Origin of the sequence: Subtercola boreus, from assembly GCF_003399625.1 — a bacterium.
In the GTDB taxonomy this organism is placed as follows: Bacteria; Actinomycetota; Actinomycetes; order Actinomycetales; family Microbacteriaceae; genus Subtercola; species Subtercola boreus_C.
Genome location: NZ_NBXA01000026.1, coordinates 423,065 through 435,392, shown reverse-complemented (window position 1 = coordinate 435,392; position 12,328 = coordinate 423,065). Strand labels below are relative to the sequence as shown.

Here is a 12,328-nt window from a genome sequence, read left to right as displayed (position 1 = left end):
GTCAGCGGAGGCGCTCGACGGCGGTCTGCTCCACAGCCAGCCCGGCGCGGTAGCGCTCGAGGTAGGTGGCGTAGCCCGCGACGTCGACCGGATCGGGTTCGACAGTGGTGAAGTCGGTGTCGGCGAACACGTGGTCGCGGAGGTACGTATCGAGGTCGAGACCCGTTCCGCGCGCGGGGCTGAGGGCCGATTCGTCCGGCCCGTCCGCAGCGGTTGCAGCGCCTGCCGAGGCACCGGATGCCCGCGCCGCCGTGTAGGCCGCCAGAACCGCGATCCCCCACGCACCACCCTCGGAGGCGGTCTCGGTGACGGTGACCGGAGCATCCAGAGCACCTGCCAGGAACCGCTGCGCAACACCTGCCGTTCGGAACATTCCGCCGTGGGCAAACAGTTCATCGATGACGACACCCTCGGCGGCGAGCACCCGCATGCCGAGGCTGAGCGTGGCGAAGACGCCGTAGAGCTCCGCACGGATGAAGTTGGCGAGCGTCAGACGGCTGTCGGGGGTGCGCACGATCAGCGGACGCCCCTCGTCGAGTCCCGCGATCGGCTCGCCGGCAAGGTGGTTGTAGGCGAGAAGCCCGCCCGCATCCGGCTCGCCCTCGAGCGCCTCGCGAAACAGGGTGTCGAAGACGGCATCGGCATCGAGCGGAGCGCCTGCGGCTGCGGCGAAGCGGCCGAACATGCCCACCCAGGCGGCGAGCTCACTGGCCCCGTTGTTGCAGTGCACCATCGCGACCGGGTCGCCGGCGGGGGTCGTCACGAGGTCGAGTTCGTGGTGCACCTCGCCGAGCGGACGCTCGAGAACGACCATTGCGAAGATCGAGGTGCCGGCGCTCACGTTGCCGGTGCGCGGGGCGACCGAGCGCGTCGCGACCATGCCGGTGCCGGCGTCGCCCTCGGGCGGGCAGAGCACGGTGCCGGGCAGGAGTGCGCCCGTCGGGTCGAGTAGCAGCGCGCCCTCGGCCGTGAGGGTGCCGGCGGGTTCGCCCGCCACGAGCACCTCGGGCAGCAGGTCGGCGACGGATGCGCCGGGTACCCGGCCACCGGCCAGCCCGTCGTACCGAGCGATGAGGGCGGCGTCGTAGTCGTTCGTCGCCGAGTCGATCGGGAACATGCCCGACGCGTCTCCCACCCCGAGCACCTTCTGCCCGGTCAGGCGCCAGTGCACGTAGCCGGCGAGGGTGGTGATGTGATCGATTCCGGGCACGTGGGGTTCGGCATCCAGAACCGCCTGGTGCAGGTGGGCGATCGACCAGCGGAGCGGGATGTTCGCCCCGAACGCCTCGGTGAGTTCGGCGGCCGCGGGCCCGGTGGAGGTGTTGCGCCAGGTGCGGAACGGCACCAGCAGTTCACCCGCGCTGTCGAATGCGAGGTAACCGTGCATCATGGCCGAGATTCCGATGGCGCCGAAGCTCGTCGGCAGTACTCCGTGGCGCGCCTCGATGTCTTCGACGAGACCGGCGTACGCCGATCGGATGCCCGCCCAGACGTTCTCGAGCGAGTACGTCCAGCGGCGGTCTTCGAACTCGTTGTCCCATGCGTAGCTGCCCACCGCGAGCACGTCTGAAGGGTTGTCGCCGATGAGGCAGGCCTTGATACGAGTGGAGCCGAGCTCGATGCCGAGGGAGGCGCGGCCGCTCCGGATCGCGTCTGCGCCGGAGGTGCCGGTGGTGGGGGCTGGGCTGGGCTCGGTCATGTCGCAAAGACTCCTTCGGCTCCGATGTGATCGATCACATGAGAGTGTACGTCATCGGGGCTGTGGATGCCCGCACAATCAGTTCGGGCTGCACGGAGGGCCGGATCCCGCTCTCGCCGAGCAGTAGCGCGACCGCCCGGCGACCGGCCCCGGCGAGGTCCTGGCGCACGGTGGTCAGCGCAGGCTGGTAGTAGGCGGCCTCCGGAACGTCGTCGAACCCGACGATGCTCAGCTGGCCGGGAACGGCGACACCGGCGGCAGTCGCAGCGCTCAGTGCGCCGAGCGCCATCTGGTCGTTGCCCGCGAAGATCGCGCTGATGCCCTGTGCGAGGAGCGTCTCGGCGGCCCGATAGCCCGAGGCAGCGCTCCAGTCGCCGGTGGCGACGAGCTGCGGATCGAGCCCCCTCTCCGCCATCTCCTCGCGGAACCCGGCCAGGCGCTCGGCGGCGTCGATCCAGTCGGGCGGGCCGGCGATGTGGCCGATCCGCCGGTGGCCGAGCGCTGCGAGGTGGGCCGTCGCGAGCCGGGCGCCCACGACCTGGTCGAGCGAGCCGCTCGTCTGGGCGGCGCTGCTGGCGCCGCCGCCCGCCGCGCCGCCGCTGCCTCCGGCCGGGTCACTACCGCCCGCCGCGCCGCCGCGCCCCGCGCCGCCCGCCGATACCGCGCCCAGCGACTGCAGCGTGACGTACGGCAGCGTGATCGCCAGCCCCTTCAGCGCCTCGAGCACCTGTGTCTGCGGGGCGATGACCACGAGCCCCTCGGCGGAGAGGTCCGCGAGGTGCCTGACGGCCTCATCGACGGAGTGCGGATCGAGGCCGTCCGCGTTCGCGATCGTCACGCTGTAACCACGGCTCCGCGCGGCGGCTTCGACAGCCGCGACGATGGAGGCAGGCCCGTACTCCCCGCTCGACGTGGACAGCACCCCGATCATCCGGGACCTGCTCGACGACAGCGCCCGCGCGGCGGCATTCGGACGGTAGTCGAGTTCGCGCATGGCGTCGAGCACCCGCTGGCGGGTCTCGGCGCGGAGGCTCGGGTGATCGTTCAGAACCCGCGACACGGTCTGGTGGGAGACACCGGCGGCTTTCGCGACGTCGAACACGCTGGCAGCGCGCGGCTTGGCGCCCTCGCGGGCAGGGTCGGCGGTCATCCTCTGATTATCGCGGGGTCGGCGTAGACCCGACGCAATCGATTCACCGAAAACTGTCGGTTCGAGCACCGCAGAGCGACAGATTTCGGTGAATCGATCGCGCAGAGGTGCCGCCGTGCGAGCGGATGATCCCCCGCGATCGGCGGGAGGTCCCGGTCCTGCGGGCGCGTGTGGCCCGGTCGGTGCCCCCACCCCACCCCGTCCACGTCCCTCGACTGGGGAGTTCCGGTCGGAATCTGCGCCGCAGAGCGACTAGAACTCCCCAGCCGATCGGGGTGAGGCGAGTGGTGGGCGGGGAATGTCGGGACAGTGGGGGGAGTCGGTCGGAAGTCGGACGTACGCTTGATGGATGAACCGTCCTACAGTGGCAACGGTCGGCGAGCTCCGGGCATCCGGACATGCGCTGAAATCGCTGCGAGCCGAAATCCGTGACAATCTGCTCGAGGCCCTCAGCGAGGGCAGGGATCCGTGGCCCGGCCTCCACGGCTTCGAGACCACCGTCATCCCGCAGGTCGAACGTGCGCTCATCGCCGGGCACGACATCGTGCTGCTCGGTGAGCGCGGCCAGGGCAAGACGCGGCTGCTCCGCACGATGTCGGGGCTGCTCGACGAGTGGTCGCCGGTCATCGAGGGCTCCGAGCTCGGCGAGCATCCGTTCGAACCGATCACCGCGGCGAGCAGGCGCCGGGCCGCCGACGAGGGCGATGACCTCCCCATCGCGTGGCGTCACCGCAGCGACCGCTACTTCGAGAAGCTGGCCACCCCCGACACGAGCGTGGCCGACCTGATCGGCGATGTCGACCCGATGAAGGTGGCCGAGGGCCGCAGCCTCGGCGACCCGGAGACGATCCACTTCGGGCTGATCCCGAGGAGCCACCGCGGCATCGTCGCGATCAACGAACTGCCCGACCTGGCAGAGCGGATCCAGGTCGCGATGCTGAACGTGATGGAGGAGCGCGACATCCAGATCCGCGGGTACGTGTTGCGGCTGCCGCTCGACGTTCTCGTCATGGCCAGCGCGAACCCCGAGGACTACACCAACCGCGGGCGCATCATCACTCCGCTGAAAGACAGGTTCGGGGCCGAGATCCGCACGCACTATCCGACAGAGCTCGACGATGAGGTGGCGGTCATCCGGCAGGAGGCCGAGCTGGCTGCCGAGGTGCCCGACTATCTCGTCGAGATCCTCGCCCGGTTCACGCGGGCCCTCCGCGGGTCGAGTGCCGTCGACCAGCGCAGCGGCGTGAGCGCCCGGTTCGCCATTGCGGGAGCAGAGACGATCGCGGCTGCGGCCATCCACCGCCAGGCCCGGCAGGGTGAGACCGAGGCCGTCGCCCGGCCGATCGACCTCGAGACGGCGGTCGACGTGCTCGGCGGAAAGATCGAGTTCGAGTCGGGCGAGGAGGGTCGGGAGGATGAGATCCTCGAGCACCTTCTGCGCACAGCGACGGCCGAGACCGTGCGGGCGCACTTCCGCGGCATCGACTTCGGCGTTCTCGTGGATGCGCTCGAGAGCGGCATCATGGTCACGACGGGCGAACAGGTTGCCGCGCGCGACTTTCTCGCCGGGCTCCCGTCGCTCGGCGAGAGCGAGCTCTACGACGAGATCTGCGACCGCCTCGGTGCCACGAACGACGGCCAGCGTGCCGGCGCCATCGAGCTGGCCCTCGAAGGCCTCTATCTCGCCCGCAAAGTGAGCAAGGAGTCGGGCGGCGGCGAGGCGATCTATGGCTAGAGCGAACCGGCGCCTGTCGCGGGGCTCCCGGTACTCGAAGTACGACGGCGGGCCGGATCCGCTCGCCCCACCCGTCGACGTGACCGAGGCGCTCGACGCCATCGGAAAAGACGTGATGGCCGGCTATTCGCCCGAGAACGCGATGCGCGAGTTCCTCCGGCGAGGCGGTCGCGACCAGGCCGGGCTCGACGACCTCGCCCGGCGCGTGGCCGAGCGCCGCCGGGAGCTGACCCAGAAACACAATCTCGATGGCACCCTGCAGGAGATCAAGGAGCTCCTCGACAGGGCCGTGCTCGAAGAACGCAAGCAGCTCGCCCGCGACGCGCTGATGGATGAGGGCGACAGGGCTCTCGCCGAGATCCAGCTCGACAGCCTTCCGGCATCGCCCGCGGCGGCGGTCAGCGAGCTGAACGACTACCGCTGGCAGAGTGCCGAGGCGCGCGCCGACTTCGAGAAGATCAAGGACCTCCTCGGTCGCGAGATGCTCGACCAGCGTTTTGCCGGCATGAAGAACGCCCTCGAGAACGCGACCGACGAGGATCGCGCCGCCATCACCGAGATGCTCGGCGACCTGAACCAGCTCCTCGACGCACACAAGCGCGGCGAGGACACCCCCGAGCAGTTCGAGTCGTTCATTCAGAAGCACGGGCAGTACTTTCCCGAGCAGCCGGCGAACATCGACGAGTTGCTCGACGCACTCGCGGCGCGCGCAGCAGCGGCCCAGCGGATGCGCAACTCGATGACCAAGGAGCAGCGCGACGAACTCGACGCGCTCGCCGCAGAGGCATTCGGGTCGCCCGACCTGATGGATGCGCTGTCGCAGCTCGACGGCCAGCTCCGGGACCTCCGACCCGGCGAGGACTGGGGCGGCTCCGAGGGCATGGACGGCCAGGAGGGCCTCGGCCTCGGTGACGGCACCGGCGTCTTCCAGGACATCGCCGATCTCGACGGCCTGGCCGAGCAGCTCTCCCAGTCGCAGAACAGCTCCCAGCTCGACGACCTCGACCTCGATGCCCTGGCCCGCCAGCTCGGCGACTCCGCGGTGGTGGATGCCCGCACGATCCAGCAGCTCGAGAAGGCCCTGCAGGGCACCGGTGCACTCAAGCGAGGCACCGACGGCACTCTCAAGCTCACCCCGAAGGCGATGCGCCAGCTCGGCAAGGCGCTGCTGCGGGAGGTCGCCGAGAAGCTCTCGGGCCGCGGTGGCAACCGCGACGTGCGCCAGGCGGGAGCTGCGGGGGAGCGCTCGGGCGCCACCCGCGAATGGGCATTCGGCGACACCGAACCGTGGGATGTCACCCGCACCATCACGAACGCGATCACCCGCACGGCCGGCGAAGGCGTCGCGCTCGGTTCGGGTGTGCGCATCGAGATCGGCGACGTCGAGGTGCAGGAGACCGAGGCCCGCAGCCAGGCCTGCGTGGCCCTGCTCGTCGACACCTCGTTCTCGATGGCGATGGATGATCGGTGGGTGCCCATGAAGCGCACGGCCCTGGCGCTGCACACCCTCATCACGAGCCGTTTCCGCGGTGATGACCTGCAGCTCATCGGCTTCGGCCGGCACGCCGAGGTGATGGACATCGAACAGCTCATCGGCCTCGACGCGAAGTGGGACAAGGGAACCAACCTGCATCACGCGCTGATGCTCGCGAACCGGCACTTCCGGAAGCACCCGAACGCCCAGCCCGTGCTGCTGATCGTCACCGACGGCGAACCCACCTCCCACCTCGAGCCCGGAGGCGACGTCTACTTCAGCTATCCGCCCGACCCTCTGACGATCGCGTACGCGGTACGGGAACTGGATGCCTCCCTCCGGCTCGGCGCGCAGACCTCGTTCTTCCGGCTGGGCGACGACCCGGGCCTTGCGCGGTTCATCGACTCGATGGCCCGGCGCGTCGGCGGCCAGGTGGTGGCCCCGGAGGCCGACGACCTCGGCGCCGCCGTGGTGTCGTCGTACCTCGGCTCACGCGGCGGGCACGCGGGCGGCGGCGGAGCGGGCGGCGGCGGTCCCGCGTCGCCGGGCGACTTCGGCGGCATGTTCGGTCGCGGCTGGGGCCGCTGGTAGCACAGCGCGCCCCCGCCTGGCCCTTCTGCTCGCGTCGCGACCGGCGCGCGATCGGGGTTCGCCGCGCCCCTCTTCCGCCTTCCCGCCCGTTCCTTCGGGAGGAGCTGAGCGAATCAGCGCCGCATAGCGCGGCACCTTCGCCCTCCTCCTCCCTGACGGACGGCGCGACCCCGCGGGCGCGACCCCGCAGGCGCGTCCCCGCAGGCGCGGGGACGCAGACGCGGGGTCGGCGGCCCGCTACTCGAGGAGCTTGCCGCCCACGGTGACCTCCTCGCGCATCAGCGCCGCGATCCCCTCGGGGATGGCCGGGATCGGCTCTCGCGTGACACCGTCCGGCGACCAGACGAGGTTGACCTGAAGCGCAGGATCGAGCTCGGGGTAGTCGCTCCGGTTGTGACAGCCCCGCGTCTCGCGGCGTTCGAGCGCCGCCTCGAGGGTGGCGCGTGCAGCCAGCGCGGCTGACTTCAGGTCGAACGCATGTGCCAGGTCCTGGTAGCCGGCGATATCAGGGTGCACGCCGATGTCGGCCATCCGCGCCTCGATCGCATCGAGTTCGGCGAGTCCGGCGAGCAGCCCTTCCTCCGAGCGCACGACGCCGGCGTGCTCGGTCATCGTGTTCCGGATGGCGCGCTGGAGCGCGCGCACGTTCTCGGGGCCGTCGCCTGCGAGCAACGCGTCGATCTCACCCCGGGCGACGGCGACCGCCGCGGATGAGCGGGTCTGGGCATCCAGAGCCGCCGAGTACGACGCCGCGGCCTGCCCGACGATCCGCCCGAACACGAGCAGCTCGATGAGCGAGTTGCCGCCCAGCCGGTTCGCCCCGTGCAGTCCCGACGAGGCCTCGCCGATCGCGTAGAGGCCGGGAACGTCGGTGGAGTGATCCTCCGGCCGCACCCAGACGCCGCCCATCGAGTAGTGCGCGGTGGGCGCGATCTCGATCGGATCCTTCGTGATGTCGAGCATCTGCAGCTCGAGCATGGTCTGGTACACGCGGGGCAGCCGGGTCATGATCGTCTCGCGGGGGAGGTGTGAGACATCCAGCCACACACCGCCGTTCGGCGTGCCGCGACCCTCCTTGATCTCGGTGTAGCAGGCCAGCGCGACGCGGTCGCGGGTCGACAGCTCCATGCGCTCGGGGTCGTAACGGCCCATGAAGCGCTCACCGAGGCCGTTCCGGAGGATCCCGCCCTCGCCGCGCGCCGCCTCGGAGATGAGTGTGCCGGCCGCGTTCTCAGGCTCGATGATGCCCGACGGGTGGAACTGCACCAGTTCGGGGTCGCGCAGGCGCCCTCCCGCCTCGACGGCCAGGCGGAACGAGTCGCCGGTGTTCTCGTCGCGCCGTGAGGAGGTGCGCCGCCAGATGCGGTTGTGCCCGCCGGCGGCGAGGATGACCGAGTCGGCGTGAATCAGGTACCGCGTGCCGTCTTCGAGGTCGAACCCATAGGCTCCGAACACCGCGCCGTCGTCGTTGACGAGGATGCGCGTGACATACACCGTGTCGAGGATGGGCACGTTCAGCTGCGCCGCCCGGTTGACCAGGGTTCGCTGGATCTCGAGCCCGGTGTAATCGCCTGCGAACGCAGTGCGGCGATAGGTGTGCGCGCCGAAGAAACGCTGCGAGATGCGGCCGTCGTCCTCCCGGGCGAACGGCATTCCGTAGCGTTCGAGGTCTTCGATGCCGCGCGCCGCACCCGAGGTGACGATCTCGACGGTGTGCGGGTTCGCGAGCAGGTACGACTCCTTGAGGGTGTCGGCGGCATGTTGCTGCCAGCTGTCCTCGGGATCCATGGTGGAGAGGGCGGCGTTGATGCCGCCGGCCGCGAGGGAGGTGTGGGCATCCGACTTGGACCGCTTGCCGAGGGCGAGCACGTCGACACCCGCTTCGGCGAGTTCGATGGCCGCGCGGAGGCCGGAGCCGCCGGTGCCGATGACGAGGACGGTGGTGGAGATCTGGCGTTCTGTGTGACTCATACCTTCACCGTAGGCACGGCCTGTCGATTACTCCAATGCATATATCCGGTTGAAATCATGCGCTTAGACTATGAATGTGAACCTCGAACAGCTCCGCAGCTTCGTCGAAGTCGCCCAACGCGGAAACTTCACCCGCGCGGCCGAACACCTGCACCTCGCGCAGCCCTCCCTGAGTCGCCAGATCGCCGCGCTCGAGCAGGATCTCGGCGCAGAACTCTTCGCCCGCGCCCGCGGCGGCAGCACTCTCACCGTGGCCGGCGAGTCTCTGCTGCCGCTGGCGAGACGGATGCTCGCGGATGCCGATTCGGTCCGCCGCGAACTCGCCGAACTCGCCGGCCTCGAGCGCGGGCGAGTGCGCCTGGGTGCCACACCGACCCTCTGCATCAGCCTCGTCGCCGAGGTGCTGAGCACCTTCCACGCCGCGCATCCGGGGATCGAACTGCACCTCTCGGAGCACGGCTCCCGGCGCCTCCTCGACGAGCTCGCGGCGGGTGAGCTCGACCTCGCGCTGATCACGACCTCCGACGCGGCATCCGCAGACCGGTTCACCGTCAGCCCGCTGCTCGCCGAGGAACTGGTCGTGATCTCGTCGGCCGCCTCACCGCCGGTGACGGGTCGCAGCAGCATCCGGCTCGCGGATGTCGCAGCCCTCCCGCAGATCGTCTTCAGCTCCTCGTACGATCTCCGGGCAACGACAGATGACGCCTTCTCCGCGGCCGGGCTCGCCCCCGACGTGGTGCTGGAAGGTGCGGAGATGGATGCCGTGTTGAGGTTCGTCGAACGCGGGCTCGGCGTCGCGATCGTGCCCGCGATGGTGCTGATCGACCGGCCCGGGCTCCGGTCGGTGCGGCTGGCCGCGCCCGCGCTCACCCGCACGATCAGCCTCGCGCGCCCGGCGGATGCCCGCCCCACCGCTGCCGTCGCCGTGATGCAGCGCACCATCGCCACCACGGCGACCGCCTTCGCTGTCCGCGCCGGCGCGACCATGCGCGCCGCTGCCGCACCCCGCGATTCGGCTCTCGCCCACGCTCCCGCGGTCAGCTGACGGGAATGACCTGCACGAGGTGGGAGACCAACTCGAAGTCCCTGGCGTTCCGTGTCATGAGCGGCACTCCGAGCGCGTGCGCCTGGCCAGCGATCATGATGTCCTTACTGCGTGCATGTCCCGGCCTGGTGCGGGCAACCGTTGCGGCCAGCACCCCGTAGGACTCCGCCGAATACTCGTCGAAGGGTATCCAGTCGAAGAGCGCACGGAGCTGCACGAGTCGTTGCTGTCGCTGGGCCCGGGTGGCAACATCTGTCGCCAGTTCGACCCCGGAATGAAGCTCCGCCAACGAGATGATGCTCGAGCCGAACGAGTCGTCCGGCAGATCCTTCGGTGGGTCGATGAGGATGTTCGTGTCGAGCCCGGCTGATGACATCGCTGGGGTTCTGCTTCAGATCGCGGAGACCGATGGTGGCTTTGCTCATGACGCCAGTCTGGATCACGTGTAGAACAAGAGCTACATACTGGGGTGTGGGGATGGTGGGAACGACGAAGGGGCCGCCGAACGGAAGTTCGACGGCCCCTCTTCAGTGCGCTGAGACTACAGCGCGCTGTTCCGCGATGAGCGTCGGCGGGTCACGAGGAACGCCGATCCGAGCGCCAGCATGATCGCAGCGAGAACGCTGATGCCGGTCACTTCGAGGCCGGTGTGGGCGAGTCCGCCACCCGTGCCCGAACCCGAGCCGCTGCCGCTACCCGAACCGTTGCCGCCGCCCGAGCTGCCGCCGTTACCGGGCGTGGGCGCCGGCGTGGCGGTCGGCGTACCTGCTGCAGCCTGGACCGTGAACGTGATCCGGGCTTCGCTGGATGCGCCATCGATGCTCTGGCGGACGACGAGGTCGTTCGCACCGACCACCACGGTGTCGCCGAGCACGATGCTCCACTTACCGTCGACCACAGTCGTGCTGCCCGGCACGGAGACGCCATTGACCGTGGCGCTGATCGTGGCCCCGGTGATACCGGCACCTGTCGCGCTGGCCGGCTTGTCGGCGTTGGCCAGGGTCGAACCGGCGACAGGCGTGATGATGCCGACCTGTGTCGGGATGACGCTGAAGACCGAGGTCGCAACCGGTGAGGTCTGGCCCTCAGCCGACTGGGTCACGTCGATCGAGTAGACCGTTCCGTAGCTGAGGTCGGCCGGAACGCTCCAGTTGCCTGAACCGTCGACGGTGTCGGTGCCCTGAACGTCACCCTTGACGGTGATCTTCGTTCCGGGGGTGCCGGTTCCGGTGACCTCCGTCAGTGAGGTGACGACGGAGGATCCGTCAGCCGGGCTGGTGATGACCGGAGCCTTCAGCGGCACGGGGACCACCTTGACCGAGAAGGACTTCTTCGAGGAGGTATTGAAGCCCGACTTCGCCTGCGCCGTGAACTCGTAGGTGCCGAGGTCGCTGGGTGCGGGGAAGGAGAAGGCGCCATTGGCGTCGGTGTCGACGGTGAACGCGTCACCGGTCTTCGGGGTGATGATCACCGTCGAGGAGATGGGAGCCGTACCAGAGATGCCCGCGCCGCGCTCGACGTTGCCGCCGTCGGCCGGAGCCGTCAGGGTCGGAGCCGAGATGGCCAGCTTGACCGTGTAACCGTCGGTGTGCGCGAGGTCGTTCGGCAGGTCGGATGCCCACATGAACGCGGGCTCGGATCCGGTGGCCGGCGATCCGCCGCTCAGGATGCCGACAGCCTTGGTGCCCTGGAAGACCGCTCCACCGGAGTCGCCGTGGTCGGCGACGAGTGCGCTGCCGAAGCCGTAGACGATACGCCCACCGACATTGGCCCAGCCGTCGACGACGTCGACGGTGGCTCCATCGGTGTAGCCGGTCGTGCGACCGGACTTGGCAACAGCCTTGCCGACCTCAGCCGTGCCGACCGACGTGATGGTCTTGGTCGACTTCGACAGATCCTCTGACTCGGACGTGGTCCAGTCGGTGACCTCGGGCAGGGTGGTGGGATCCTTGTTGGTCAGGTCGATCACCGCGATGTCGATCGAGTCCTTGTTGTTCGTGCCCTTCGTGTTGCCGATCCCGCCGTACTGGGAGAAACCGAACGTACCGAGAGCTCCGACGATGGCGAAGTCGGTGGTTGCCCCGCCGCCGGCTTCGTCACCGCTCGGAAGGGTGAGGTAGGTGTCGGACGCTGCTCCGTCGGAGGTGCAGTGGCCAGCACTCAGAACCGCGGGCTTGCCGCTCGGCGACCAGGCGGAGAAGCCGATCGAGCAGGCCGCGCCCGTCGAGGGAGCTTCGGGGTCATCGGGCGCGAAGTAGCCGGCGCCGCCGACGACATCGTCTGTGGAGTAGTCGGTGAGCGGTGCGCTGACTGACTTGACGACGACGTTGTCGAACCGTGCGTCGAAGGCATCGAGCTGGCCCGAGGAGTCGCTGCCAGCCACCTTCACGACAACCACGTTGCCCGATGCGTCGCGCCCGACGGCCTGCACGGCCGGGTCGGAGAGCAGCGCAGCGGCCTGCTCCTGGTAGGCGTCTCCGCTGACCGGCGCCGGTGTGGCGGCGGTGTTCGCGAACGCGGCGGGAGCGGCGAGCAACCCGCCGAGGCCCAGGGACGCGGCTGCCACGATGGCAAGCGGCCTTCCGAGACGGTGTGATCTGTACTGCATATTGAGTTGATTCCCCCTGCTGGTGGTTCTGATGGATCCGGCGGAACTCCAGTGG

The 12,328-nt window shown here is 69.4% G+C and carries 8 protein-coding genes; 3 read left to right on the top strand and 5 right to left on the bottom strand.

Annotated elements, in window-relative coordinates; all coding sequences use genetic code 11:
• Window position 1: 1 nt before the first annotated feature.
• The gene (locus B7R21_RS15530) at window positions 2–1,699 is read right to left on the bottom strand and encodes a xylulokinase (protein WP_116284127.1); all 1,698 of its coding nucleotides are present in this window, start codon (window positions 1,697–1,699) and stop codon (window positions 2–4) included.
• A gap of 34 nt (window positions 1,700–1,733) precedes the next feature.
• Window positions 1,734–2,849, bottom strand: coding sequence for a LacI family DNA-binding transcriptional regulator (locus B7R21_RS15525; protein ID WP_116284126.1), 1,116 nt, complete (start codon window positions 2,847–2,849; stop codon window positions 1,734–1,736).
• Window positions 2,850–3,198: 349 nt separating this feature from the next.
• Here B7R21_RS15525 and B7R21_RS15520 point away from each other — a divergent pair, with 349 nt between their 5' ends.
• Together B7R21_RS15520 and B7R21_RS15515 are read left to right on the top strand one after the other, a co-directional pair.
• Window positions 3,199–4,584: an AAA family ATPase gene (locus tag B7R21_RS15520; protein WP_116284125.1), complete on the top strand. Its 1,386-nt coding sequence runs from the start codon at window positions 3,199–3,201 to the stop codon at window positions 4,582–4,584.
• The gene (locus B7R21_RS15515; protein ID WP_116284124.1) at window positions 4,577–6,649 is read left to right on the top strand and encodes a vWA domain-containing protein; all 2,073 of its coding nucleotides are present in this window, start codon (window positions 4,577–4,579) and stop codon (window positions 6,647–6,649) included. Before B7R21_RS15520 ends, B7R21_RS15515 begins: the two co-directional genes overlap by 8 nt.
• Before the next feature lie 237 nt (window positions 6,650–6,886).
• On the opposite strand, the gene B7R21_RS15510 is transcribed toward B7R21_RS15515, so the two are convergent.
• The gene (locus B7R21_RS15510; protein WP_116284123.1) at window positions 6,887–8,620 is read right to left on the bottom strand and encodes an FAD-dependent oxidoreductase; all 1,734 of its coding nucleotides are present in this window, start codon (window positions 8,618–8,620) and stop codon (window positions 6,887–6,889) included.
• Between the two features lie 70 nt (window positions 8,621–8,690).
• Here B7R21_RS15510 and B7R21_RS15505 point away from each other — a divergent pair, with 70 nt between their 5' ends.
• Window positions 8,691–9,665, top strand: a complete 975-nt coding sequence (locus tag B7R21_RS15505) for a LysR family transcriptional regulator (protein WP_116284122.1) — start codon at window positions 8,691–8,693, stop codon at window positions 9,663–9,665.
• Here the strand turns inward: B7R21_RS15505 and B7R21_RS15500 are convergent.
• Together B7R21_RS15500 and B7R21_RS15495 are read right to left on the bottom strand one after the other, a co-directional pair.
• Window positions 9,658–10,041 (bottom strand): PIN domain-containing protein, encoded by a 384-nt coding sequence (locus B7R21_RS15500; RefSeq protein ID WP_116284121.1) that lies wholly within the window; start codon window positions 10,039–10,041, stop codon window positions 9,658–9,660. The two genes, B7R21_RS15505 and B7R21_RS15500, sit on opposite strands and share 8 nt — an antisense overlap.
• Before the next feature lie 165 nt (window positions 10,042–10,206).
• A complete protein-coding gene (locus B7R21_RS15495; protein ID WP_147305915.1) occupies window positions 10,207–12,273 on the bottom strand; it encodes a S1 family peptidase in 2,067 nt (688 codons plus the stop codon).
• Between the last annotated feature and the right edge of the window lie 55 nt (window positions 12,274–12,328).

What these genes read in the sequence shown, in the direction of transcription:
- B7R21_RS15520 (WP_116284125.1), top strand. Translation starts at nt 3,199, where the DNA reads ATGAACCGTCCTACAGTGGCAACGGTCGGCGAGCTCCGGGCATCCGGA.
- B7R21_RS15505 (WP_116284122.1), top strand. Translation starts at nt 8,691, where the DNA reads ATGAATGTGAACCTCGAACAGCTCCGCAGCTTCGTCGAAGTCGCCCAA.
- B7R21_RS15525 (WP_116284126.1), bottom strand. Translation starts at nt 2,849, where the DNA reads ATGACCGCCGACCCTGCCCGCGAGGGCGCCAAGCCGCGCGCTGCCAGC.
- B7R21_RS15515 (WP_116284124.1), top strand. Translation starts at nt 4,577, where the DNA reads ATGGCTAGAGCGAACCGGCGCCTGTCGCGGGGCTCCCGGTACTCGAAG.
- B7R21_RS15530 (WP_116284127.1), bottom strand. Translation starts at nt 1,699, where the DNA reads ATGACCGAGCCCAGCCCAGCCCCCACCACCGGCACCTCCGGCGCAGAC.
- B7R21_RS15510 (WP_116284123.1), bottom strand. Translation starts at nt 8,620, where the DNA reads ATGAGTCACACAGAACGCCAGATCTCCACCACCGTCCTCGTCATCGGC.
- B7R21_RS15495 (WP_147305915.1), bottom strand. Translation starts at nt 12,273, where the DNA reads ATGCAGTACAGATCACACCGTCTCGGAAGGCCGCTTGCCATCGTGGCA.
- B7R21_RS15500 (WP_116284121.1), bottom strand. Translation starts at nt 10,041, where the DNA reads ATGTCATCAGCCGGGCTCGACACGAACATCCTCATCGACCCACCGAAG.